The 25,581-nt window shown below is 64.7% G+C and carries 18 protein-coding genes and 3 pseudogenes; 14 read left to right on the top strand and 7 right to left on the bottom strand.

All coding sequences use genetic code 11. The annotated features are described in order from the left end of the window. Positions 1–210 precede the first annotated feature (210 nt). From SMD10_RS19150 to SMD10_RS19110, 9 genes are read left to right on the top strand one after another with little or no spacing between them, the layout of a single operon-like run. Positions 211–1,788, top strand: coding sequence for an ABC transporter substrate-binding protein (locus SMD10_RS19150; protein ID WP_331687337.1), 1,578 nt, complete (start codon positions 211–213; stop codon positions 1,786–1,788). Positions 1,789–1,807: 19 nt separating this feature from the next. Next, positions 1,808–2,767: an ABC transporter permease gene (locus SMD10_RS19145; RefSeq protein WP_331687336.1), complete on the top strand. Its 960-nt coding sequence runs from the start codon at positions 1,808–1,810 to the stop codon at positions 2,765–2,767. Further along, positions 2,764–3,636 carry an ABC transporter permease gene (locus SMD10_RS19140; protein WP_331687335.1) on the top strand — a complete coding sequence of 291 codons (873 nt, stop codon included), beginning with the start codon at positions 2,764–2,766 and terminating at the stop codon, positions 3,634–3,636. Before SMD10_RS19145 ends, SMD10_RS19140 begins: the two co-directional genes overlap by 4 nt. A 2-nt stretch (positions 3,637–3,638) precedes the next feature. Next, the gene (locus tag SMD10_RS19135) at positions 3,639–5,600 is read left to right on the top strand and encodes an ABC transporter ATP-binding protein (RefSeq protein WP_331687334.1); all 1,962 of its coding nucleotides are present in this window, start codon (positions 3,639–3,641) and stop codon (positions 5,598–5,600) included. Then, positions 5,597–7,903 carry a molybdopterin-dependent oxidoreductase gene (locus SMD10_RS19130; protein ID WP_331687333.1) on the top strand — a complete coding sequence of 769 codons (2,307 nt, stop codon included), beginning with the start codon at positions 5,597–5,599 and terminating at the stop codon, positions 7,901–7,903. The genes SMD10_RS19135 and SMD10_RS19130 overlap by 4 nt, the downstream gene beginning before the upstream one ends. A 5-nt stretch (positions 7,904–7,908) precedes the next feature. Then, on the top strand, positions 7,909–8,664 hold the full coding sequence (locus tag SMD10_RS19125) for a maleate cis-trans isomerase family protein (protein ID WP_331687332.1): 756 nt from the start codon (positions 7,909–7,911) through the stop codon (positions 8,662–8,664). Between the two features lie 11 nt (positions 8,665–8,675). Beyond that, positions 8,676–9,392, top strand: a complete 717-nt coding sequence (locus SMD10_RS19120; protein ID WP_331687331.1) for a VOC family protein — start codon at positions 8,676–8,678, stop codon at positions 9,390–9,392. A gap of 56 nt (positions 9,393–9,448) precedes the next feature. Further along, on the top strand, positions 9,449–10,141 hold the full coding sequence (locus SMD10_RS19115) for an SDR family NAD(P)-dependent oxidoreductase (protein ID WP_331687330.1): 693 nt from the start codon (positions 9,449–9,451) through the stop codon (positions 10,139–10,141). Next, positions 10,141–11,490 carry an NAD(P)/FAD-dependent oxidoreductase gene (locus tag SMD10_RS19110; protein WP_331687329.1) on the top strand — a complete coding sequence of 450 codons (1,350 nt, stop codon included), beginning with the start codon at positions 10,141–10,143 and terminating at the stop codon, positions 11,488–11,490. Before SMD10_RS19115 ends, SMD10_RS19110 begins: the two co-directional genes overlap by 1 nt. Positions 11,491–11,516: 26 nt before the next feature. On the opposite strand, the gene SMD10_RS19105 is transcribed toward SMD10_RS19110, so the two are convergent. Beyond that, the gene (locus SMD10_RS19105) at positions 11,517–12,674 is read right to left on the bottom strand and encodes a M20 aminoacylase family protein (protein WP_331687328.1); all 1,158 of its coding nucleotides are present in this window, start codon (positions 12,672–12,674) and stop codon (positions 11,517–11,519) included. Between the two features lie 207 nt (positions 12,675–12,881). Here SMD10_RS19105 and SMD10_RS19100 point away from each other — a divergent pair. After that, a pseudogene (locus SMD10_RS19100) lies at positions 12,882–13,018 on the top strand (IS256 family transposase); the annotation flags it as partial. A gap of 124 nt (positions 13,019–13,142) precedes the next feature. Here the strand turns inward: SMD10_RS19100 and SMD10_RS19095 are convergent. The 4 genes and pseudogenes from SMD10_RS19095 to SMD10_RS19080 all read right to left on the bottom strand — a co-directional run. Continuing rightward, positions 13,143–13,886 (bottom strand): annotated as a pseudogene (locus SMD10_RS19095) (type IV secretory system conjugative DNA transfer family protein); the annotation flags it as partial. Between the two features lie 241 nt (positions 13,887–14,127). Beyond that, positions 14,128–15,477 (bottom strand): efflux transporter outer membrane subunit, encoded by a 1,350-nt coding sequence (locus SMD10_RS19090; protein WP_331687327.1) that lies wholly within the window; start codon positions 15,475–15,477, stop codon positions 14,128–14,130. Beyond that, complete coding sequence (locus SMD10_RS19085; RefSeq protein ID WP_331687326.1) at positions 15,477–18,578, bottom strand: multidrug efflux RND transporter permease subunit; 3,102 nt, start codon at positions 18,576–18,578, stop codon at positions 15,477–15,479. The genes SMD10_RS19090 and SMD10_RS19085 overlap by 1 nt, the downstream gene beginning before the upstream one ends. Before the next feature lie 6 nt (positions 18,579–18,584). Beyond that, complete coding sequence (locus tag SMD10_RS19080) at positions 18,585–19,859, bottom strand: efflux RND transporter periplasmic adaptor subunit (RefSeq protein WP_331687325.1); 1,275 nt, start codon at positions 19,857–19,859, stop codon at positions 18,585–18,587. Positions 19,860–20,057: 198 nt separating this feature from the next. Here SMD10_RS19080 and SMD10_RS19075 point away from each other — a divergent pair, with 198 nt between their 5' ends. The 4 genes from SMD10_RS19075 to SMD10_RS19060 all read left to right on the top strand — a co-directional run bounded on the left by SMD10_RS19075 (position 20,058) and on the right by SMD10_RS19060 (position 24,940). Next, positions 20,058–20,822, top strand: a complete 765-nt coding sequence (locus tag SMD10_RS19075; protein ID WP_331687324.1) for a TetR/AcrR family transcriptional regulator — start codon at positions 20,058–20,060, stop codon at positions 20,820–20,822. Then, positions 20,819–21,115, top strand: a complete 297-nt coding sequence (locus tag SMD10_RS19070; RefSeq protein WP_331687323.1) for an RcnB family protein — start codon at positions 20,819–20,821, stop codon at positions 21,113–21,115. The genes SMD10_RS19075 and SMD10_RS19070 overlap by 4 nt, the downstream gene beginning before the upstream one ends. Positions 21,116–21,338: 223 nt before the next feature. After that, positions 21,339–23,123, top strand: a complete 1,785-nt coding sequence (locus tag SMD10_RS19065) for an ABC transporter ATP-binding protein (RefSeq protein WP_331687322.1) — start codon at positions 21,339–21,341, stop codon at positions 23,121–23,123. After that, positions 23,120–24,940, top strand: a complete 1,821-nt coding sequence (locus SMD10_RS19060; protein ID WP_331687321.1) for an ABC transporter ATP-binding protein — start codon at positions 23,120–23,122, stop codon at positions 24,938–24,940. The genes SMD10_RS19065 and SMD10_RS19060 overlap by 4 nt, the downstream gene beginning before the upstream one ends. A gap of 66 nt (positions 24,941–25,006) precedes the next feature. Here the strand turns inward: SMD10_RS19060 and SMD10_RS19055 are convergent, their stop codons facing one another. After that, positions 25,007–25,231 carry an FtsX-like permease family protein gene (locus SMD10_RS19055; protein WP_331687352.1) on the bottom strand — a complete coding sequence of 75 codons (225 nt, stop codon included), beginning with the start codon at positions 25,229–25,231 and terminating at the stop codon, positions 25,007–25,009. A 151-nt stretch (positions 25,232–25,382) separates the two neighbouring features. Further along, positions 25,383–25,581: pseudogene (locus tag SMD10_RS19050) on the bottom strand (IS5/IS1182 family transposase); the annotation flags it as partial.

Raw genomic sequence — 25,581 nt, 5'->3', positions numbered from 1 at the left:
CCGCGGGCGTCGCCGCCAGATAGAATGGGCCCAACGGCTTCAAAAGCGGAAGGTCAGGTGTGCAAATCTCAAGCAGTGTGTTTCGTTGCATAGGGTCTATGCAAAATTTTGGGACGCCGCACCCGCGGCGGCTTGACAGGTCGCAATTCTGGCTCTCAGATAGGAATGAGAAACACCGTTGCCCTATGCGCAACAAAGTGAGGATCCGATATGCGCTTGACCCGTCGAACCTTCAACGCATCGGCCGCCGCAGCCTTGCTGACGCCTTTCGTGGTCCGTCGCGGATGGGCGCAGGATCAGACCGGGATCATTCGCTCCAAGGTGATCGCGCCGCTGGCCTCGCTCGATCCGATCTGGACGACGGCCTACATCACCCGCAATCACGGCTACATGATCTACGACACGCTGTTCGGCATGGATAACACGCTGGCGATCCAGCCGCAGATGGTCGACAGCTACGACGTCTCCGGCGATCAGCTGACCTACACCTTCACCTTGCGCGACGGGCTCGCCTTCCATGACGGCAGTCCCGTGACGTCGAAGGACTGCGTGGCCTCGATTGCCCGATGGGCCAAGAAGGACAATCTCGGCTCACGCATGGCGAGCCAGATGACGAAGCTGGAGCCGGTCGACGACCGCACCTTCCAGATCGTCCTGTCGCAACCCTTCTCCATGCTTCTCACGGCGCTTGCCAAGGTCGGCTCGAACGTCTGCTTCATCATGCCGGAGCGGGTCGCCTCGAAGGACGTCAGCGAGCAGATCACCGAGACGATCGGCTCCGGCCCGTTCAAGTTTGCCGCGGACGAGTATGTCGCCGGCTCCAAGGCCGTCTACCTGCGCAACGAGGCCTATGTGCCGCGGTCGGAGCCGGCATCGGGCACGGCCGGCGGTAAGGTCGTCAACGTCGACCGGGTCGAATGGCTGTTCATGGACGACATGACCGCGACCAGCGCGATGCAGGCCGGCGAACTCGACTTCTTCGAGGAACCGTCGCCGGAGCTGCTGCCCGTGCTATCGGCCGCCGGCAACATCGACGTGGCCGTGCACAACACGATCGGCATGCAGTTGGTGATCCGTCCGAACCATACGGCTGCGCCGTTCGACAATCCGGCCTTCCGCAAGGCGTTCATGCGGATGATCAATCCCGAGGAGCACCTCGTCACCTATCTCGGCGATCCCTCCTATTTCACCGTCGACGGGTCGGTCTATCCGGTCGGCACGCCCTATCACACCGAGGAGGGCGTGATCGGCTACGATCTCGACGCGGCGAAGAGCCTGCTTCAGGAGGCCGGCTACAAGGGCGAGCCGATCTATGTTCTGCAGGCCACCAACATCGCGACCAACCGCATCTTCGCCACCGTGACGGCGGACCAGCTTCGGCGTGCGGGCCTCAACGTGCAGATGGTGGCCGGCGATTTCGGCACCATCTATGCCCGTGCGCTCAAGAACGATCCCATCGACGGCGGCAATGGCTGGCACCTGATCCATTTCGCCAATATCGGTCCCGACATGGCCGATCCGATCACCAGCCGGACGCTTTCGGGAGCCGGCGACTCGCTCGGCTGGTCGAAGGACGATGAAATCGTCAAGTTCGATGCCGCCTATCTGGCCGAGGCGGACTTCGACAAGCGCAAGGTCATCGCGGCCGACGTTCAGGCGCGGGCGCTCGATCTCGGCTTCTATCGGCCGGGCGGCACCTTCCAGCAGCCGAATGCCTTCTCGACGGCGGTGTCGGGTGTCGTGAACTCGCCGGTGCCGATCTACTGGAACTTGACGAAGGCGGCTTGAGCCGCGGACGGGGACCGACATGCTCGGCTACATCGTTCGCCGCAGCCTGGCGGCAATTCCTGTCCTCGTTCTGGTCGCCGTCGCCGTCTTTTCGCTGCTGCAGCTCAGCCCCGGCGATCCGGCGGTTCTGATCGGCGGCGACACGGCGACCCCCGCCCAAATCGAGGCAATCCGCCACGACCTCCATCTCGATCAGCCGATTTTGGCGCGGGCCTGGGCCTGGAGCGCATCGCTGCTGTCGGGCGATCTCGGCCGCTCGCTGTTCTCCGGTGTTCCCGTCACGACGCTGATCGCGCAGCGCGCCGAGCCAACCCTGGCGCTGACGCTCGCGACCATCGTCCTGGCCATCGGCATCGGCGTGCCCGTCGGCATCGTCGCCTCGCTGCGGGTCGGCAGCATTCTCGATCGCATCGTCATGCTGCTCTCCGTCCTGGGATTTTCGGTGCCCGTGTTCATCGTCGGCTATTGCCTGGTGCTCGTCCTATCGACCCATCTGCATCTGCTTCCGGCCCAGGGCTACAAGCCGATCGCCGGAGGCATCCTGCCGAACCTCGCCACGCTGATCATGCCGGCGCTGGCGCTTAGCGGCGTCTACATGGCCCAGATCGCCCGCGTCACCCGCGCCGCGATGCTCGAGGTCATGAGCGAGGACTTCATCCGCACGGCGCGCGCCAAAGGCATTCGCCGGCTGAAGATCATTCTCGTCCACGCCTTGCCCAATGCCGGGATCCCGATCATGACGGTGATCGGCTTCGGCGTCGGCGCCCTGCTGGGCGGCGTGGTGGTCACCGAGACGGTGTTCAACATACCGGGCCTCGGCAGTCTGGCGGCCGATTCCATCCTGCGTCGCGACTACCCGGTGATCCAGGCGCTGACCCTGTTGTTCGCGGCGATCTACGTTCTCGTGAATCTCGCGGTCGATCTGAGTTACGGCTTCTTCGATCCGCGCGTGCGCAGCTGGCAGGGCGGGGCACGATGACCGCGGGAGAGATCGAGGCGCCTCTCGTTCGCAGGCGCCGCTCGTCGCTGCTCGCCGTCGTTTTGCAGCCGCGTATTTTCATTCCGCTCCTGTTCCTGGGCGGCGTGACAATCGTCGCGATCTTGGCGCCGCTGATTACGGGCGATCCGACCAGCCTCGATCCGATGGCACGCATGCGTCCGCCGAGCATGGAATCCTGGTTCGGCACCGACCAGTTCGGCCGATCGGTGCTGACGCGCACGATCTACGGCTCGCGCGTTTCGCTGATCGTCGGCTTCGCGGTCGCCACCGTGGTGGCGGTGCTGGGAACGGCGCTGGGCCTTCTGGCCGGCTTCCTGCCGCGCGTCGACGCGGTGCTGATGCGCATCATGGACGCGATCATGTCGATCCCGACGATATTGTTGGCGATCGCCTTCATCGCGTTGTTCGGGGCCGGCATCGTCAACGTCATCATTGCCATGATCCTGCCCGAGGTGCCGCGCATGGCGCGCGTGGTGCGCGGTGTGACGCTGTCGATTCGCGAACGCCCCTACATCGAAGCCGCCATCACCAACGGTGCCCGCCCGGTCCGCCTGCTGGTACGCCACGTCCTGCCCGTCGCCGTGGCGCCGCTGCTGGTGCAGGATACCTATGTCTTCGCATCTGCAGTGATCACCGAGGCAATCCTGTCCTTTCTCGGCGCCGGCGCGCCGCCGGAGATCCCGAGTTGGGGCAACATCATTTCCGAGGGACGCACACTTTTCCTGATCGCGCCGTGGGTGATCATCGCGCCAGGCATCTGCTTGTCCGCTTTGGTGCTCGCGATCAACACGTTGGGCGATGCCCTGCGTGACCTTCTCGATCCTCGTCTCAAGCAGCAAGCCCGCTGACCATGCTCTACCGCGAACCTCAGAAGACACTGCTCGAGGTCGACAATCTGTCCGTCGCTTTCCACGGCGAGACGGGCTGGAAGGATGTCGTCAAGTCCGTCAGCTTTTCCGTGCGGCGCGGCGAAACGCTCTGTATCGTCGGCGAGTCCGGGTCCGGCAAGTCGGTGTCGGCCTTCTCCGTGCTCGGTCTGCTGCCGCCGAAAATCGCCAGACAGACCGGCGGCACTGTGAACCTGGAGGGCCGGCGGCTCGACGCGCTGGACGAAATTTCCCTCAACGCGATTCGTGGTCGCGAGATCGGCATGATCTTCCAGGAGCCGATGACCTCGCTCAACCCGGTGCTGACGGTCGGCTATCAGGTGATGGAGGCGATCCGCACGCACGAGGCGTCCGCCAGCAAGGCGGCCCGCGAGCGGGCGCTGGAGATGCTCGACCTCGTGCGCATTCCCGACGCGCGCAAGCGGCTCGACGCCTATCCGCACGAGCTGTCGGGCGGAATGCGGCAGCGAGTGATGATCGCCATGGCGCTCGCCTGCCGACCCAAGCTCCTGATCGCCGATGAGCCGACCACCGCGCTGGACGTCACCATCCAGGCACAGATCCTGGCGCTGATCGATGATCTCAAGCGCGAGTTGGACACCGGCGTCATTCTGATCACCCACGACATGGGTGTTGTCGCCGAGATGGCGGACACGGTCGCCGTGTTCAGGCAAGGCGAGAAGGTGGAGGAGGGATCGGTTGGCGAACTCCTTGCGACGCCCCGCCATACTTACACGCGAGCGTTGCTGGCGGCGACGCCTCGCATCGGTGGCGGCTCCTGGCGCGACGGTCGGGGCCTCGCGGCCGAAAGATCCTCGGCTCCGGCTCCGGCTCTGCCGCTGGCGATCCGATCCGAGCTGACGCTTCGATCCGACAGGTTGCACGGCCGGCCCGGCGGCGCCACCATGGCGTTGTCCGCCCGCGGCCTGGCCAAGCACTTTCAGAGTAGGCGCGGCTTGTTTGGCGGCGAGGCCAAACCGGTGCGCGCTGTCGACGGCGTATGGCTGGATCTGCCGAAAGGCGAGACGGTCGCGGTGGTCGGCGAATCCGGCTGTGGCAAGTCGACCCTTGCCCGTCTCTTGATGCTGACGCTGAAACCCACCGACGGGCAGATCGAGCTGGACGGACAGCCGCTGCACCTGATGCGGCGCAAGGAGCTGCATCGGGCCCGGCGGCGCATCCAGATGGTGTTCCAGGATCCCTACGCCTCACTGCATCCACAGATGACGGCGCGTCAGATCGTTGCCGAGCCTCTGGTCAATCTCAGCGACTTCTCCCGCGCCGAGATCGACCGGCGCGTCGGCCGGCTGTTCGAGCGATGCGGTCTCAGCCAGGCCATGCTCGATCGCTACCCGTTCGAATTTTCCGGCGGCCAACGCCAGCGTATCGCCATCGCCCGCGCCATCGTGCTGGAGCCGGCGGTGGTGGTAGCCGACGAGCCGGTCTCGGCGCTCGACGTCTCTGTCCAGGCGCAGATTCTGGACCTGTTGACCGAATTGCAGCATGAACTCGGCCTTTCGTACCTTTTCATCAGCCACGATCTCAGCGTCGTCGAATATGTCAGCGACATCGTCGCGGTGATGTATCTTGGGCGTATCGTCGAACTGGCTCGGCGCGAGGACCTCTACAGGCGTCCGCTGCATCCGTACACGCGGATGCTGTTTGACTCCGCGCCGTCGCTCGATCCGGCCAACCGCCGCTTCACCAAGCTCAAGCGCCCGCAGGCCGATGAGCTTCCCTCGCCGTCGAACATTCCGTCCGGCTGCCGTTTCCGCACCCGCTGTCGCTTTGCCACCGAGCAGTGTGCCGCAATCGATCCGCCGTTGACGGAGCGGGGCGGCGGTCACCAGGTCGCCTGTCACTATCCGGGTGTCGCCGACGCCGCGAACCGGTCGGCGGAACAGGCCGAGGCGGTTCTGTCATGACCGCGGCGTCGCTGCCCAGTGCCTCCCATTGGGGTGCGTTTCGCGCCGAGGTCGAGGACGGCGTGCTCCGATCCGTTCGTCCATTCGAGCGCGACCGCTCGCCGTCGCCGCTGATCGAGGCTGTGCCGGCCTCCGTCTACGCGCCGAACCGCGTTCGGCGCCCGTCGGTTCGCCGGGGCTACCTCGATCACGGTCCGGCCGCCTGCGCGATGCGCGGCGCCGAGCCCTTCGTCGAGATCTCCTGGGACGAAGCGTTACAACTGGTCGGTGACGCCTTGGAGACGACGCGGCGGCGCGACGGCAACCAGGCGATCTTCGGCGGGTCCTACGGCTGGGCGAGCGCCGGCCGGGTCAACCACGCGCGCACGCTGACCCATCGATTCCTGAACCTCTTCGGCGGCTGCGTAAGCCAGGTCACCAACTACAGCTGGGGCGCCGCCGAGATCCTGCTCAACCATGTCCTCGGCGGGCGCGGCGCGGTGTCCGCCGAGGTCACCGATTGGCAGAGCATCGCCGACAACACCCGGCTGATGGTGATGTTCGGCGGCGCCAATCCGAAGAACGCGCATGTGACCTCCGGCGGCGGCGGCTCGCACGATTTCGTGCCCTGGCTGAAGCGCGCGCGCGAGGCCGGCGTCGAGTTCGTGGTGGTGAGCCCGATCAGCGCCGACGCACCCGAAGTCATGGGCGCCCGCTGGATTCCGATCCGGCCGAACAGCGACACGGCGATGATGCTGGCGCTGGCCTATGTCATAGAAACCGAGGGGGCGGCGGCTCACGCTTTCCTCGACCGTTGCACCGTCGGCTACGAGCGCTTTCGCGCCTATCTCCTCGGCGAGGCCGACGGGATCGCCAAGACCCCGGACTGGGCCGAACGGCTGACCGGCGTGCCGTCCGTAACGATCGTGGAGCTGGCGCGGGCGATGGCGGCCACCCGCACCATGCTCAGCGCCACATGGTCGCTGCAGCGCGCCGACCATGGCGAGCAGCCCTATTGGGCGCTGATCACGCTGGCGGCCATGCTCGGGCAGATCGGCCTGCCCGGTGGCGGGGTCGGCTTCGGCTACGGCTCGATCAACGGCGTCGGCACGCCCCGCGCGCCCGTCGGCGTCCCGGCGATGACGGCCGGCCGCAACCCGCTCGGGCTCGCCATTCCGTGCGCACGCGTCGGCGACCTCCTACTCGATCCCGGCGCGACCATCGTCTTCGACGGCAGGACGATCACCCTGCCCGAGATCAAGCTGATCTACTGGGCCGGCGGCAATCCGTTCCATCATCATCAAGACCTCAACCGCCTGCGCCGCGGCTGGGCGCGCGCCGAGACGATCGTCGTCCACGAGCCCTGGTGGACGCCGACGGCGCGGCAGGCCGACATCGTCCTGCCGGCGACGACCGCTTTCGAGCGGGATGATCTTGCCGCCTCCTCGCGCGACCGCTACGTCCTGGCGATGCACAAACTGGTCGAGCCGGTCGGTGAGGCCCGCAACGACTACGACATCTTCGCCGCGCTCGCCGCCCGCTTCGGCTTCGCCGACGCCTACACCGAGGGGCGCGACATCCCGGGCTGGACGCGCCATCTCTATGACACCGCGCGCAAGCGGGCGGCGGCCGACGGGTTCGCCCTGCCGGAATTCGAGTCCTTCTGGGAGGCCGGCTTCGTCGAACTCCCCGAACCGGAGCAGCGGCAGGTGATGCTGCAGGCGTTTCGCGCCAACCCGCAAGGCCATCCGCTGGCGACGCCGTCCGGGCGCATCGAGCTGTGGTCGCAGACCATCGCCGATTTCGGCTATGCCGACTGCCCCGGCCATGCCACCTGGCTGCCGCCGGCCGAATGGCTTGGCGCCGAGACGGTCGCGCGCTGGCCGCTGCATCTGGTGACCAGCCAGCCGGCGACGCGGCTGCACAGCCAGCTCGACGGCGTCGGCGCCAGCGCCGCAAGCAAGATCGCCGGCGTCGAGCCGCTGACCATGCACCCTGTCGACGCCGCGGCCCGTGGCCTGACGGACGGACAGATCGTTCGGGTCTTCAACGATCGCGGCGCTTGTCTGGCCGGGCTCGAGCTCAGCGACGCGATCATGCCGGGCGTCGTGCGCATGGCCACCGGCGCCTGGTACGATGCCGAAGATTACGGATCGCCGAACCCGCTGGAAAAGGCGGGCAATCCCAACGTGTTGACCCGCGACGCCGGCACCTCGCAACTGGCGCAGGGCTGCGCGGCGCTCTCCGCTCTCGTCGACGTGGAAGCCGCCGCCGACGCGCCCACCCCCGCCGCCCATCGCCCTCCCGACTTCGTCAGCCGATAGCCGCCATGCCGACCCGAGCACCCACGATCGTTCCGGCGCGCTTCGATGCCGGCATCGCTCCCAGCCGACGCATCGGTCTTGTGGTCCTGTCGAGCGACCAGGTTGGCGAGGGGGCGTTCCATGGCATCGCCGAAGGCGCTGGCGCCCGCGTCTTCACCACCCGCGTGATGTACCGCTACGTGCCGGCCGACGCGCCCGACCAGGAGGACGTGGAGTTGGCCGCGGCCGCCGGTCAGCTGCTGCCGGAGGCAGGGATCGACTGCCTCGCTTTCAGTTGCACGTCGCGCTCGGCTGAAAAGGGCGAGCAGGCGATGATCGATCTGCTCGAGGCGGCGCGGCCGGGCGTGGCGGCGACGACGCCGCTGCTGGCCGCGCGCCTCGCGCTGACGCAACTGGGGGCGCGGCGGATTGCGCTCGTCTCGCCCTACAAGCGCTCGGTGCACGAGGCGGTCGTCGCCGCCTGCGAGGGCGCCGGCTTCGACATCTCCGCATCGTCTTGCTTCGACCTGGCGCTGGGCACGGACTTTGCGCGCCTGACCCCGGCCGCGATCGCGGAGGCCGCAATCGCGGCGGCCGACTGCGGCAGCCAGGCCGTCTTCATCTCCTGCACGGGCATTCGCGCCGTCGAGGCGATTGCCACGGTCGAGCGCGTCACCGGCCTGCCGGTGGTCACCAGCAGCCAGGCGCTCGCCTGGCATGCGCTGCGGCTTGTGGGCGTCGAGGATCCGGCCGGACCCGGCCGGTTGTTCGCTTTGGTTTGAGGGACGTTTCGATGCTGCTTGGTTTCGACCACCTGATCTTTCTCGTCGAGGATCTCGCCGACGGCGCGGCCCGCTTCGAGCGGCTCGGCTTTTCGATCTCGGAGCGGCACGATGCCGAGGCGTCGCCGACGGAAAACCGGCTCGTGTGCTTCGCCGACGGCTCCTACATCGAGATCGTGCGCTTCCGCGATCCGGCGCAGCTCGCCCGGCATCGCTTCGCGCCCCTGGCCGAGACCGGCGGCTGGGCCGACTACGTGGTGCGCACCGAAGGCCTGCAGGGCCTCTGCGAGGCGGTCGCCGCGGCCGGCCTTGCCACCTCGCCGCCGCGCACGGTGACGAAGCCGCTGATCGACGGCGAGCGCTGGTCGGTGATCCTGTGCCATCTCGGGCGCGGTGTGGGCGGCGCCTTCATGCCGATGCTCGCCGAGGATCTCACCGATCATCATCTGCGCGTTCCCGACGAGCGCATCGCCCACGCCAACGGCGCGCGCCGCATCGTCGGCGTTCGGCTCGCCGCGGAGGATACCGCGTTGGCCGGTGCACAGCTCGCCTCGGTGTTCGGTGCGCCCCCACGCGTTGTCGACGGACTTGATCGCTTCGACTTCGCCGGCCGCTGGGTGGAGGTCACCCCGACCGCGACGGATCAAAGTCGCGCGGCCAGCGAGGGCATCTTGAGCGTTGCGATCGAACGCGAGGACGGTTCGGTGATGACACTCGATCGGCCATGACTCGGCGTTCAGGTCAACCCATGTCGTCCGACAGAGACTGAAGACAGAGACAGTCAATGACCACCGAACAGCCCGTCGCGATGATTTCCGGCGCTTCGCGAGGGATAGGCGCCGCCATTGCGGCCGCCTTGCGCCAAGCCGGCTGGGGTCTCAGCCTCGGCGTGCGCCGGCCCGCGGCGTTGCAAGCGCACCCTGACGATCTGGTCTGTCGCTTCGAGGCCTTGGAGCCCGGCAGCGAAGCCGGCTGGGTCGAGGCGACCCGGCAGCGCTATGGCCGCATCGACGCCCTGGTCCACTCGGCCGGCATCATGATCGAGAAATCGGTGATCGAGGCCGACGACGACGACTTCGATCGTCTCTTCGGCGTCAACGTCAAGGCACCGCTGCGGCTGACCCGGGCCGCCTGGCCGGCGCTGGCCGAAACGAAGGGCAAGGTCGTCATCCTCGCCTCGCTGTCCGGCAAACGCGTGAAATCGCCCCGCTCCAGTCTCTACGCCATGTCGAAATTTTCGGCCGTCGCGCTCTCGCACGCGATCCGCCAATGCGGTAGCGAGGCCGGCATCCGTTCGACCGCCATCTGTCCCGGCTTCGTGGCCACCGACATGGCTGGGTCCATGCAGGGCGTCGACCTCGATGCGGTGACGAAGCCGGCGGACGTCGCGCGGATCGTCCGCCTGGTGCTCGAACTGCCCGCCTCGGCGAGCATTGCGGAAATTCCGGTGAACTGGCGGGTGGAGGACAGCTACTGATGCGTGCCTATCGTCAGGCCGACGGGCCGTCGCTGCCGGCTTTCGCGTCGTCGCAGTCGTTCCCGAAGAGCTGCGACGTCGCCATCGTCGGTGGCGGCATCGTCGGGGTCAGCGCCGCCTGGGCGCTGGCGTCCAGAGGGATCTCCGTGGCGCTGTTCGAAAAGGGGCGGATCGCCGGCGAACAGTCGAGCCGCAACTGGGGCTGGGTGCGCCAGACCGGCCGGGACCTGCGTGAGTTGCCGCTGATGCAGCTCGCCAACCGGCTCTGGGATCGCTTTTCCGAGGAGCTTGCGGACGACACCGGTCTGCGGCGCACGGGCATCCTCTATACGGCGCGCTCCGAGGAGGTGATGGAGCGCCACGCTCGCTGGGCGGCCCATGCCAAGGACGTCGGCATCGACAGCCGGATCATTGATGGCGCGGCGGTGGAGCGCCTGGTGCCCGGCGTGACGCGCAAGGTGCCTGGCGCCATCTATACGCCCGCAGACGGTCGGGCCGAGCCGCAGCGGGCCAGCCATGCGATCGCCGCCGCGGCGGTGGCGAAGGGGGCCGTGATCGTCGAGGGCTGCGCAGTGCGCGCGATCGAAACCCAGGGCGGCCGGACAAGCGAGGTGGTGACCGAGCGGGGCCTTGTGCATTCCTCGTCGGTGATCGTGGCGGGCGGCGCCTGGTCGCAGCTAATGCTCAGGGGGCTCGGCGTCCGTCTGCCGCAGCTCAAGGTCTTGTCGTCGGTGCTGGCGACCGCACCGGTCGAGGCAGGGCCACGAGCCTCCGTCAGCTTTTCGGATCTGGCAGTCGGCCGGCGGCTTGATGGCTCCTATCTCGCCGCCACGTCGTCGGCGAGCAATTCCTATGTGACGCCGGACAGCTTTCGCTACTTCTGCGATTTTCTCCCGGTGCTGCGCCGACAGCTGACCAGTGTCCGGCTGCGGTTCGGGCGGGCGTTCCTGGCCGAAGCCCTTGACTGGAAGCCGGGGCAGGCGGACCGGCCGTCGATCTACGAGGCGGTGCGGATTCTCAGCCCGGCACCGGACGCAGCCACGCTGGAAACTGTCCGCCGGCGCCTTGCCGAAACCCTGCCGGCCTTTCGCGATGTCGCTGTCGCCCGGAGCTGGAGCGGGATGATCGACACCTTGCCGGACGTGATCCCGGTGATCTCGCAGATTGCGTCGGTTCCCGGCTGCTTCGTCGCGACGGGATTTTCGGGCCACGGTTTCGGCATCGGGCCGGGCGCCGGCCAAGTGGTCGCCGAGCTGGCGACCGGCGAGCGTCCGTCGGTGGACCTTGCCGCCTTCAATCTCGAACGCTTCGGCCAGGGCAGCAAGCTCGAAGTCCAGTCCTGGCTCTGATCGGGGAGGGGCATTCGGCCGCGTGATCAGGCGGCAAGGCGCCGTTCGGCGATCCGCGCGAGCAGGCTGGCGCCGACCGGCAGGACCCCGTCATCGAGGATGAAGCCGGGGTTGTGCACCGGAACCGACCCGCCGTGGCCGACCCAGCAGTAGGCGCCGGGCACGACGCGCAGCATGTCGGCAAAGTCCTCGCTGCCCATAATCGGCTCGAGCGCGGGGACGATACCGCCTTCGCCGACGATTTCGGCTGCGGCCCGGCGCAGCGCTTCCGTTCGCTCAGGATCGTTGTGCAGAACGGAGAAGACATTGCGGGTGTCGACGCCGATCTCGCAACCGTACATCTGTGCGGCTCCGGCGCAGATCTCGCGCAGGCGCTGCTCGACGAGGGCACCCACGTCCTCGTCGAGGTAGCGGATGGTGCCGCCCATCGTGGCGGTTTCCGGCACGATGTTGTAGGCCGAGCCACCGCGGATCGTGGTGATCGACAGGACCGCCGACTGCAGCGGATGGACGTTGCGGCTGACGATGCTCTGGAGGGCTTGCGCCAGCGCCGTCGCGACGATGATTGGATCCCTGGATTCCTGCGGCTGGGCGGCGTGGGCGCCAAGTCCCTTGATCGTGATGTCGAAGAAGCTGGCCCCGGCCATCGCCTTGCCGGCGCAGAAGCCGATCTGGCCAAGATCGAGGTCGGTGCGGTTGTGGAGGCCATAGATTTCGTCGCAGGGAAATCGCTCGAACAGGCCGTCGGCGATCATCGCACGCGCGCCGCCCAGGCCCTCCTCGGCGGGCTGGAAGACGAACACCACGGTCCCGTCGAAATTCCGTGTCTGGGCGAGATAGCGGGCGGCGCCAAGAAGCATGGTCGTGTGACCGTCGTGGCCGCAGCCGTGAAACCGGCCCGACTCGGCGGAGCGGTAGGGGAGGTTGGTGAGCTCGTCCATCGGCAGCGCATCCATGTCGGCGCGAAGTCCGACCCTCCGTCCGCCATCGCCGCTGCGAAGGATGCCGACGACGCCGGTGCCGCCAACGCCGCGATGTACCTGGATGCCATAGCTCGCCAACGCTGCGGCGACGATGCCAGACGTGCGGACCTCTTCGAAGCCCAGTTCGGGATGGGCATGCAGGTCGCGGCGAATCGCCGTGAGCTCGTCGGCGAAGGCGGCGATGGTCGGAATGACGGTCATGGCAACTCCTGGCTGGAGACGTCGGGTAAGAGAGCAAGAGAATAGGCGGCCATGGAGGGCCTTCGACCTCGGCAGTCGATTGCCCCGCAGCAGGCCGCCGGACGTCGATGGCGGACCACTGTTTTCTCACACAGCAGGTGCGGTGGTCGCCGACGATCTCCGGTAGGGTCTGGTTGCCAACCCCAACCCGAATCGGGAAGACCGCCGATGGCCGACGAGATGATGAACCTGCCGGCGCTCGTGGAGAAGAGCGCGGATGCAGACTTCCTGCGCGAGATGATCGCTTTGTCGCCGAACGGCTGATGGATCTGGAGGTCGACGCGGCCACCGGCGCCCGTTACGGCGTGTTTCACTCCCGTTGTCCAGCGCCGAATCGGTGTTGGCTGCGCATTCGATAGGCCCGGAGCGGGCGCAGGGCCAAAACGGTCGAGCGCCTGCTCGGCCGTGCGCCTGCTCTGATCGTCGGCCGGTCTTCTCCCAGTGGTTCCGCTTCTCCAGGCTGCCTTCGGGATCGACCAGGATGTCGGCGATGTTCTGGACATCGCGGACCTCCCACTCGCCTCGACGGACTTCCAGCAGCGGATTGTAGGCAGCCGACTTCGCGTTGGTCGGGTCGAACAGCAGCACGCGGCCGTGCCGTGCCCGAAAGCCGGCGGTGATCTGCCAGTTCTCGCCTTTGATGTCGTGGACGATGGCCGAGCCCGGCCAGGTCAGCAGCGAGGGCACGACGAGGCCGACGCCCTTGCCGGAGCGGGTTGGCGCGAAGCACAGCACGTGCTCCGGGCCGTCGTGGCGAAGATACTGGCGATCGAGCTTGCCGAGCACAACGCCATCGGGACCAAGCAGCCCCGCTGCCTTCACCTCATCCGGCCGCGCCCAGCGGGCCGAGCCGAAGGTCTCGGCGTTCTTCGCCTCGCACGCCCGCCACACCGACAGGCCGATTGCCACGGCGACGGCGAGGAAGCCGCCCGACGCTGCGATATACGCGCCCTCGACGAAGATCGGCGGCGCATAGGCGTCGTAGAAGTACCACCACCAGAAGAAGGACGGTGGAGCGTAGACCGGCCAGCCGGCCAACTCGAACCATGGCACCCCGAGCTGCGCCTGAAACCCTAGCCGCCAGGCCGTCCACTCCGTCGCCGCCCACGTCGTCGCGATGACGATTGCAACGACGATGACAATCTGGCCCCAGAGTATTTTGGCTGCCGTCACGCCTTTCTCCTTTCGGAAGAAGATCGAGCGTACTGCCGGAGCGGTTCAAGGAGGTGTAGAGAAAACGGCGGGACCGTCCTGCGATAGCAAAGAAAGACAGGAAATAGCGCGCCAAGGAATATGGCGCGCATATAGTTATACATCCGCGACAGGAAGTCGCGGCTCTCCATCTTTGCCAGATCAGCAGTAGAGAGGATCTCACCTCCGCCGGAGAGAGCAGCAACCTCCTGTAGCGGATGTATCAATCATCGTCTGCAGAGGCTCCTGCGCCGATCGCGATCTGAAGCGTCGCCCATTCCTTCGCCGCATCGTTTCGAGCCGAGGCGGCGCTGATCTTCGCCGAAGCGGTGGAGCGATCGGTATCCAGCAGATCGAGCAGCGTGATGGCGCCCGCCCGATAGTTTTCCTGCGCCATGGACAAAGCCCTGCTGTAGGACGCCACCGACTTTTGCAGCGCGACACTGCGAAGGCGATATTGGGCGAGATTGGAGAGAGCGACCTGCACATCCTCGACCGCCGAGGCCACGGCCGACCGCCAGTCGATCTCGGCCTGCTTCGCCTCCGATATTTTCGCGTCGCGTTGCGCCGCGAGCTGTCCTTGATTGAGCACGGGAAGAGACAATTCGGGGCCGTATGACCAGGACGTTATGCTGCCCGAGACGGTGATGTCACCGGTCAGGGTGACGGACGGCAGCATGTCGGCCGTCGCAACGCCGATCTCGGCGACGGCCGCATGCAGAAGCCCCTCATAGTAGCGAACGTCCGGGCGGGTGCGTAACAGATCCGCAGGGACGCCCACCGAAACCTTTCCTGGCGTCCGGAGCTGGGGGGCGCCTTTCTGCATCTGCGCCATGATTGGCCCCGCCGGCTCGTTCAGCAAGGTCGCAATGGCAAAGACGTTGGCATTGAATTCGGCAAGGTATTGCGGAAGATCAGCGCGCGCCGCATCCAGAAGCGCCTGCGCTTCGGCCAGATCGTATTCGGTCTCAGCGCCGGCTTCATACTGCTTTTGGGTAACGCTCACGGTCTGGACCCGCGAATTGATCGTCTCGCGGGTCAGGGCCAGGGACTCCTGGTAGTAGCGGGCGTCCGAATAGGCGGCGATCAGTTCTGCAAGCCAGGCCAGACGCGTTGATTCAAGGTCAGCTCGTGCTGCAACGAGATCGGCTTTGGCCGCCTCGCGCTCACGCCGGATACCGCCGAACATGTCGACCACTAGAGATCCGCTGAGTTCCCTGCTGTTGGTGGTCGTCGTCGATACGCCGTCGCCACCGCTGCGCATTCGTGCGAGGCTTGCTGAACCATCGAGTGCCGCGGCGATACCCGTGGCTCGCAAATTGGCTTCGGCTTCACGAATCCTCTCACTGGCCGAAGCGATGTCGAGACCCTGGTTCAGGCCGCGGGAGATCAGCTCGTTGAGCATCGGATCATGATAGTCTTGCCACCAGGCGCGCCAAGCGACCGCAGCCAAGGGTGCATGGGTCCCGCCGACGAAGCTTCGCGATACACCGATTGCAGGGCGTTGATAGTCCGGGCCGACGGCTGTGCAGCCTGCCATGAGCAGGAGAGGAGCAAGCTTCACCAGGTTCATCACACGGACTCCTTACCTTTGACCTTTATCAGCAAGGTCATCACGGCGACGTAGAACACGGGGACCATGAGGATCCCGAAGAGCGCGGAAAAGATGATTCCGCCCAGCATGCCGATGCCGATGGAATTCTGGGCGTTCGCGCCGGCGCCGGTCGCGATCGCCAACGGCAAAATACCGAGCATGAAGGCAAGCGTCGTCATCATGATCGGGCGCAGCCGCTGACGCGCAGCGATGGTCGTCGCCTCGATCAACGATCGGCCCTCTTCACGAAGGCTCTGAGCGAACTCGACGATCAGGATCGCGTTGCGCGCCGCAAGGCCGATCGTCGTCAACATGCCGACCTTGAAATAGACGTCGTTGGACTGGCCGAAGAATTGCGCGGCGAGAAGCGCGCCGAGCACACCAACGGGGACGGACAGCAGCACGGCGAACGGCACCGTCCAGCTTTCGTAGAGCGCCGCGAGGCAAAGAAAGACCACGAGTGCCGACAGGGTGTACAGGAGCGGTTCTTGATTGCCTGACATCTGCTCTTGCAGTGACAGACCGACCCACGCCAGACCGTAGTTTCCGGGCAGGTCGGAAACCAATTCCTCCATCTTGTCCATCGCGTCGCCGGTCGAGATGCCTTCGACGGCATCGCCGGTGATCTCGATCGCTCCGGTGCCGCCATACCGATACAGCGTAGAGGCGGTCTTTTTCCAGGACTGGCTGAGGAAGGCGCCAAAGGGCACCATATCGCCGTCGCTGTTATGAGCGTACCATTTCAGAACGTCTTCAGGCTGCATCCGGTAGGGCGCGTCGCCCTGCACGATGACTTCGCGCAGCTTGTCGTTGAGCGTGAAATCGTTGACGTACGTGCCGGCGAAGATCGTCGTCAGCATCGAGTTGATTTCGGATAGCGTCAGGCCGAACGCCTGCGCCTTCTCGCGGTCGATATCCAACTGCAGCGAGGATTTGGTGGCCGCTTCATTGCCTCGCAAGCCGGTGATCTCGCCGGTTTCTTGTGCTTTTGCCACCAGCTCGTCGGCGGCTTCATGCAGCTTTTCGGACCCGTTGCCGCCGTCATCGACCAAATACATGTCGAATCCCGACGACGTTCCCATGCCTTGAATCGCGGCGGGCTGCATGAAGACGATCTGGCCCATCCGGTTGTTTGCATAATGCATGTTCGCCGCCAGCGCGATCTGGCCTGCAGTCATGTCCTGCCGTTCATCGAAGTTCTTAAGCTTGATGAACATCATCGCGTTGTTCTGGCCCGACCCGTTGAAGCTGAATCCGACGGCCGAGAAGACGGCATCGACATAGGCCTTCTGCCCGTTGAGCAGGTAGTCTTCGACATCCGCGATGGCTTCTTCGGTTTGCGCCTGGGTTGCGCTCTCGGGAAGCTGGATGATGCCCATCAGGACGCCCTGATCTTCCGTCGGAACGAACGAGGACGGCAGTTTTTGGTAGACGAAGCCAATGGTGAGCCCGACCGCGACGAGCACGATCACCAAGCGGAACGGACGTTTGACAAGACGGCCGACGGCACCGGAATATCCGCGGTTCACGCCGCGCACGCCGCGATTGAAGAGCCTTGCGGGAAGAAGATGCGATTCGCCGTGACTGGGCTTCAGCAGGCTTGCGCACATCGCCGGCGTCAGGATCAGCGCCACGAAAAGCGAAAGGACCATCGCAGAGATGATGGTGATCGAAAACTGCCGATAGATCACACCTGTCGAACCGGACATGAAGGCCATCGGCAGAAAGACCGCCGACAGCACCATGACGATACCGACCAAGGCGCCCGAAATCTCGGACATGCTCTTTTCGGTCGCGGCGACCGCGTCGAGCTTTTCCTCGTCCATGATCCGCTCGACGTTTTCGACGACCACGATCGCGTCGTCGACGAGCAGGCCGATGGCAAGGACCAGGGCGAACATCGATAGCGTGTTGATCGACATGTCGAAGACGGACAGAACGCCGAACGTTCCCAACAGCACGATCGGGACGGCGACCGTCGGAATGATGGTCGCGCGCCAGCTTTGCAAAAAGGCGAGAATGACCAGGAAGACGAGCACGATCGCTTCACCCAGCGTGCGATACACTTCGTGAATCGATTGCTCGACAAAGGGGGACGTGTCGTAAGGGTATTCGACGCGCACGCCGTCCGGCAGCGCCTTTTGGAGTCCGGCTATGGTCTTCCGAACCGCCGCTGCCGTTTCGACCGCGTTTGCCCCGTTGGCCAGGTTCACTCCGAAGCCCGCTGCGGGTTTGCCATTGAAGCGCGACGTGGAGGATAGGTCCTCCGAGTTGATTTCGATGCGTGCCACGTCGCCAAGATAGATCGTCGAACCATCCGAGGCGGTCGACAGCGCGATCTTCTCGAACTCCTCGACGGTCGAAAGCTGCGATTGAGCGTTCAGGGGAACGGTGAATTGCTGGCCTTGGGATGAAGGCAGATCGCCCAGGGAACCGACGGTGACGTTCTCGTTCTGCTCGGAAACCGCGTCGGTGACGTCATTGGCTGTCAAGCCGTATTTGTAGAGCTTGTCCGGATCGAGCCAAATCCGCATCGCATAAGAGGACGAGAAAGTGTCGATGGATCCGACGCCCGAGGTTCGCCGGATCGGATCTTTCACCGTGCGATCCAGAATGTCTCCGAGCTCGACCTGGGAATAGGATCCGTCCTCCGAAACCAGCGCACCAACCAGCAGGATGGACGAGGTCGAACGGGTAACACTGACCCCCGCACTGGTGACAGTATCCGGCAGCGAAGACTGAACAAGCTGCAACTTGTTCTGCACCTCGACCTGCGCCATGTCGGCATCGATGCTGTCGTCGAAAACGAGCGATATCGAAGAGCTTCCGGCCGACGAGGTCGAGGTCATATAGGTCAAGCCGTCGAGACCGGTCATCCCGTCCTCCATCACGGTGGTGACCGAATTCTGCACCGTCGTGGCGGTCGCGCCGGTGTATGTCGCCGAAATCCGGACCGTCGTCGGAGCGATATCGGGGTATTGCGAGATAGGAAGGTTCGTTATCCCGAAATAGCCGGCCAACATGACAATGATGGCGAGCACCCAGGCAAAGACTGGGCGATGAATGAAGAACTTCGCCATATCGGACTATTCCTCCGCTTTTGCGTCGGAGGTATCTGAGCCATCTGATCCGCTGCTCGCGTCGGTGCCGTCTGCGACCGTATCCTTGACCAGCCCGTTTTCGTCGATCTCCGCCGGAACCGGATCGATCACGGTTCCGCTCGCCATGGTTTTCAACCCATCGAGAATGAGCCGCTGTCCCGCTTCCAGCCCGTCCGACACGACCCAGTTGTTGTTGTAGCTGCCGATGGAAAAAAAGCTGACCTGCCTGGCCTTGCCATCGTCTCCGACGATGTAGGCGGTCAATTCGCCGGTGCTGGATATTTCGACCGCACGCTGCGGAACGAGGACCGCCTGGGTCGTACCGATCTGGACCGAGCCTCTGAGAAACATGCCCGGCAGGATCTTGCGATCGGCATTCTCGAACTGGAAGCGGATACTGACCGTACCCGTGGATGTCGAAACCGTTGCGCTCGGGGCCACCAGAGACCCGCTCCCGGTGTAAGTCTCTCCGTCTTCAAGGATGAGCGTGGCATGGAGCTTCGCGTTGGGCGCCAGCTTTCCGCTTTCGATCTTGCGCCGAATTTCGAGAAGCCTCGCGGACGGCTCCAGCATGTCGACATAGATGGGATCGGGCCGGGTGACCGTGGCCATCGCATCGTCCTGCCCCGATGTCACCAGATCGCCTACCGAAACCTCTGAGACATCGGCGATCCCTTGAATGGGACTGGCGATCTTGGTCCATGACAATTGCGTTTGCGCGTAGTCGAGCGCCGACTTGGCCGCATCGAGCGTCGCTTGGGCGGATGCGAGATCGGATTGTGCGCTTTCCACTTCGGCCTGGGTGTAACCTTGCCCCTTCAGCTTGACGGCACGATCATAGGCGGCCTGCTTAACTGGCAGATCCGCCTTCGCCTTGGCAAGATCGGCTTGGTCGGACGCGACCGTGGCGACATAGCTGGCGTCGTCGAGCTGAAACAGCGGATCGCCCGCCTGAAGCATCTGTCCGGGCGTATAGAGTATCTTCTTGACGACGCCGTCCACGCGGGGTCGGATTTGGACTTGCTCGTAAGCGACCGCTCGACCGGGAAGATCAAATGTCTGTGGAACGGACTGCCGCTCCAATGTCAGCACGCCGACTTTCATCGGCTGGCTGTTTTGTTCTGCCGGTTGCGCAGACGCATCGCCAGCGGCGGCCAGGCAAATGCCGATACCTGTGGCAATGATGAAGACATGGGCCGATCTAAACAACATGCGCTCCGGCAAAGGTTTTCGAAGACATTGGCGCTCTAGTGTTTCCACCGCAGAGAAGGGCCGTCCTCCGCACCACATTCGTGGGGTGACGGGGTCTCTCTCCGACAGTCCTGTGGATGAAACCATCGTACTTTCGACAGGCCTCGCGGCCCTGCGTCCGCGCATTCGCCCCCCATCCATCGAGCCAAGGACACGTTGTGGCCACCGAACGGGACAGCGGGGGTTTCCAGTTGACACTTAGAGTAAGTGACATTACTCAAAATCACTGTCAACGGCGATTTTTGTTTCGAAATGAAGCCACCCAAGAGGTCCCAGTTCGACAAGACGAATAGCGGGGCAAACGCGGAACCGGTAGGGCGCCGCTCGATAGGGCGGCCGAAGGTTGTTCCTGACGAGGTCGCGCGCCAGAAGATTATCGAGGCGACCTGCGCGCTTTTCGTGGAGCAGGGTTATCAGAGTGTGACGATGGCGAAGGTGGCGGCGGCCGCCCACGTTTCTCTCAGCACGATCTATCGGCTTTTCCCAGGCAAGCCCCAGCTCTTCTCGGCGCTGGTCGATCAGCATCGGCACAGCATGATTGCGCTGCCCGGCGACTTCGACGGGCTGTCGATCGAAGCCGCGCTGGAGAAAATCTTTTGGGTCGATATCGACGCCGAAACCGAGCGTCGACGGTCCGAACTGGTGCGGATGTTCGTTGCCGAGGAACACCGGTTTCCGGAGTTGCGTCCGGTGTTTCACGGCCAAGGCCCGGAATATGCCCGCGAACTGCTGATCGAATGGTTGGAAGACCAACAGGCGCAAGGGCGCATTCAGATCGCCGATGCGAAGATAACCGCATGCATGCTGATGGATGTCGCGTTCGGTCTATCGTCGCCCAAATCGTCGGGCGATTCGCAATGGGGCGCCAACAGCGACCGCACCCACTATCTCAAGACCTGCTTCGCAGTGATCATGGACGGCTTGCGCCCACGAAACCAGTCGGAAGAAACAGAAAAAGGAAATGAAGCATGAAATCCATCATCGCAGCCGCCGTTTTGGCATCGGCCATTTGCGTTACAGGCGCTTCGGCGCAACAAGCGACGCAGCACAACAAAGCGACGCAATCGTCAAGCACAAGTCAGAAGAAAATTTGGCGAAGCGGCGACAAGCTATTGTCACCCAAGAAGTATAATGCGGTGAGCGACTATAAGAAAAAAGGTCTTAAGTCGCCTGGAGATGGCCAGAAGTGGGTGCGGGTCGATGGTCAATATCTGCTGATCACCGTGGCCACGGGCGCCATTCTTTCGGTTGTCACCTCAAACTAACCGGACCACGAGCGCAGCCTCGACGTCGAAGATTCTCCAAGTCGGGGCTCGGGTCGATTGACCAGCGAGCGGATGTCCGCGGCCTGGTTCGCCTTTGCTCGATCCCGACCGTCGAGCCAGCGGCGCGCTCCTGAACAGCCGACGACCGCCTCGGTCGATCCAATCGCGCGGAAAACATGAAGGCTCGAGGGCTCCGCGAGGCCAACCGGCGACGAGACATGAGATGATCCTGGGAAGCAATTCGGGTTCCCATGCGCGCTTGAATGCGACGGCGAGAGGTTGGTGGCGGCGCATTCGCCCGTATCGCTGGCGGTTGCTGGCGCTCGTATCTTGCCAGCTTGGGCAGGTTGCGGCGTCCCTTTTGCTGCCGGCGCTGAGCGCCGATGTGGTCGATGAGGGCATCGTCGCCGGCAAACCGGACGTCATCGTCCACTACAGCGTGCTCATGGGCGTTGCGGCGATCGTCCAGGTCGTCTTGAGCGCCTCGGCGGTGATCGTCGGCGCCACGGTCGCCTATCGCGTGGGCTGGGACCTGCGCTCCGAGGTCTTTGCCAAGGTTCACGCGCTGGCCGCCACCCAGGTCCGCAGCTTCACGGTCGATTCGCTCATCACCCGCTGCACGAACGACGTCCTGCAGGTGCAGACGATGCTGACCATGGCGCTGACGATGATCATCATCGCACCGATCATCGGCGTCGGTGCAGCCGTTATGGCGGTCCGGCAGGACGCGCAGCTTTCCCTGCTGCTTCTCGTCGTGGTTCCGATTCTCGCCGCCATCATCGCAACCCTGACGTTTCGCGCCACGCCCCTTTTTCGGCGGATGCAAAAACAGATCGACCGGGTCAACGCCGTTCTGCGCGAGCAGATCAGCGGCATCCGGGTCATCCGGGCATTTCTCCAGCAACGACGCGAGGCGGCCCGGTTCGCCACCGCGAATACGAACCTGACCCATACGGCGACGGCCGCGGGCCGGTTGATGAGCATGATCGCGCCGACGGTCATGATGATCGTGCAATTGACCTCGGTTGCGCTGATCTGGGTCGGCTCGTCGCGGGTGCCCTCCGGAGATCTGCAGGTCGGCACGCTGATCGCCTTCCTCTCCTACGTCGCGCTGATCCTCATTTCGGTGATGATGATGGGCATGCTCATCGTCATGCTGCCGCGCGCTCTGGTCAGCGGACAACGCATCGGCGAACTGCTCCGCGTGCCGGTGGCGCTTGCGCCGCCCGCCTCGCCGACGCCCCTGCCGGCGGCAGACAGGGGGCCATCGCTCCGCTTCGAGACCGTCAGCTTTGGGTATCCCGGTGCCGAGGCGATGGTGCTCGAAACCGTGTCGTTCGACGTCGGGCCGGGACAAGTGCTCGGCATCATCGGCGCCACCGGTTCAGGCAAATCGACGATCGTCAATCTCATCCCACGCCTCGACGATCCGAGCGAAGGACGCGTGACCCTGGGCGGGGTCGATCTCCGCGCCCTGTCGCCCGAGACGTTGTCCGCCCACATCGGCTATGTGCCTCAGACATCCTATCTGCTCTCCGGTACCGTTGCCGAAACTCTGTCTCTCGGCAAACCCGAAGCGAGCGAAGACGACCTCTGGCACGCGCTGGAAATCGCCCAGGCTGCCGATTTTGTCGAAGCGCTGCCCGATCGGCTGCGGGCGCCGGTATCGCAGGGTGGCTCGAATTTTTCCGGCGGCCAACGCCAGCGTCTGGCCATTGCCCGCGCGCTGGTCTGCCGAAGCTCGATCTATGTTTTCGACGATAGTTTCTCCGCGCTCGACCAGGCGACCGACGGCCGTCTGCGGGTAGCGCTGCGTCGCGACCTCAAGGATGCGGCCCTGGTGATCGTCAGTCAGCGCGCCGTCTCCATTCGCGACGCCGATACGATCCTGGTTCTCGACAAGGGGCGCGTCGTCGGACGGGGTCGGCACGAAGTGCTGATGCACGGCTGCCCCGTCTATGCCGACATCGTAACCTCGCAGCAGAGTCATGAAGGACTGGCCGTATGAGACGACAGTCCGCAATCCAGACGGCCGCGCAGCCCCGCGGACCGGGCGCCGTCATCGCCGGCGCCAAGCCGCGCGACCTGCGTGGTGCGCTGCGCCGCGTCTGGCATGCCCTGAGCGGCCATCACCTTGCGATCGTCATCACAATCGTCTTGAGCCTGGCCAGCGTCACCGGCAGCGCGATCGGCCCGTGGCAGCTCGGCAAGGCGACCGACATCCTGGCCGAGGCGGCGGAAAGCGGCACGTTCAGCAAGGCGGCGCTGGTGAGTCAGCTTGTGTTAGTGGTCGCGATTTATCTCGCCGCCTCAGGGCTGAACCTGGTCCAGGCGTGGATGATCAACGAGCTGGTCCAAACCATGGGACGCAGGCTGCGAAGCGAGGCGCAGGCCAAGCTCGACCGTGTGCCTCTGAGCTGGTTCGACGCGCAGCCTCACGGCGAGGTGCTGTCGCGCTTCACCAACGACATCGACAACATCGTCCAAAACTTTCAACAGGTCGCCAGCCAGGCAATGCTGATGCTGCTGACGATCATTGGCGTCGTCGTGATGATGGTCGTGCTTTCGCCGCCGCTGGCCTGCGTGGCGCTGACTGCCATCGCGGCGTCCCTGACGGTCACTCGGATCATCGCCCGGCTGGCGCATCCCTTCTTCACCTCTCAATGGCGCGAGACGGGCCATCTCAACGCCATCGTCGAAGAGAGTTTCGCCGCGCAGAGCCTGATCAAGGTGTTTGGCGCACGCGAGCGCATCGAGCAGCGGTTCCGCGCCCGAAACGACGCTCTGGTCGAAGCCAGCCTGACGGGTCAGATCCTCGGCAGCATGATCCAGCCCACGACGATGTTCGTGACCAACCTCGCCTATATCGCGGTCGTCGCGCTGGGCGGTTTCAGGGTCCTGGCCGGCGCCTTGTCGCTCGGCGAGCTGCAGGCCTTCATCCAGTATATCCGCCAGATCGGCCAGCCGATTTCACAGCTCGGCAGCATGGCCACGCTCGTGCAGTCGGCGCTGGCTTCGGCAGAGCGCGTTTTCGAATTCCTCGACGCCGGCGAGATGGACCCGGAGGGCGAGAAGAGCGGAACCACGTTGCCCGTGCCGCTGCGCGGCGAGGTGCGTTTCGAGCACGTCCATTTCCGCTATCGGCCCGACCGGCCCTTGTTCGAGGATATCAGCCTTGAGGCGCAGCCGGGCCAGATGCTGGCCATCGTCGGGCCGACGGGTGCCGGCAAGACGACGCTGGTCAACCTACTGATGCGTTTTTACGAGGTCGGGGGTGGCCGCATTTTGCTCGACGGCGTCGACATCTGCGGCCTTTCGCGGGTGCAGCTGCGGCAGGCGATGGGCATGGTGCTGCAGGACACCTGGCTCTTCACCGGCACCGTGCACGACAACATCGCCTATGGCCGCCCCGAAGCTTCGCGCGAAGAGGTGGTCGCCGCTGCTCGCCGGTGCCATGTCGACGAATTCGTCCGCACTCTGCCGGGCGGCTACGACACCCTGCTCGAAAACGCTGGCGCCTCCTTGTCGCAGGGACAAAGACAGCTGATGACCATCGCGCGGGCTTTCCTACTCAGCGCGCCCGTCTTGATTCTGGACGAGGCCACCAGTTCGGTCGACACGCGCACGGAAATGCAGATCCAGACGGCGATGGCCGAATTGCGCCAAGGCCGCACCAGCTTCGTGATCGCCCATCGCCTCTCCACCATCCGCAACGCCGATCTGATCGTCTATATGGAGGCGGGCACCGTGCAGGAGGTCGGTACTCACGGTGAGCTGTTGGCACTTCGGGGCGGATACTGGAGGCTTAGTCGAACCACCGAATGAACGGCCCGACGCTTCGATTACACGAGGGGGAGCCGCACTCGTCTCCCTATCGCCACGCAACGACATCTACTTCGACAGGGCAACCACCGGATCGAGCCGCGAGGCGCTGCGGGCCGGCAGATAGCCGAATGCCACCCCGATGAGGCTGGAACTGACGAAGGCGACGAGGATCGTCGCAGGGGAATAGACGAAGGTATAGTTGGGCTGGATCAGCGAAATCACCGGCCCTGCGGCGACCGCGATCAACACTCCGATCACACCTCCCAGCAGGCAGACGAGCACCGCTTCCAGGAGAAACTGGACACCTCGAAGAACCGACGTTTTGGCGGCATTGAAGAGACGTCATTGGTGATGGCGGCCCGATTTGGGCTTGATCGGTGTGGCTTTGCGGCACTTGGCGCTCATCCGCCATTGGAACTTCAGACCGGTGGCGATTTTGCCGTCATGCGGGCGCACCTCGCCCCTGATGCCAGACGAAGCGGGTGAGATTGTAGGCGAGATTGGCCATGCCGATCTTCGCCTCGGCGCGCACGATGCCGATGGTGCGCACGAACAGGCCCATCGGCCCTTTCTGCCGGGCGAAGACATGCTCGACCGCCGAGCGCACCTTCGATCGCCGGCCATTGGCGCGAGCCGTTCGC

It is taken from the genome of Consotaella aegiceratis, from assembly GCF_036541425.1.
In the GTDB taxonomy this organism is placed as follows: Bacteria; Pseudomonadota; Alphaproteobacteria; order Rhizobiales; family Rhizobiaceae; genus Consotaella; species Consotaella aegiceratis.
The sequence above is the reverse complement of the archived record's forward strand: the minus strand, read 5'-3'. Positions and strand labels throughout refer to the sequence as shown.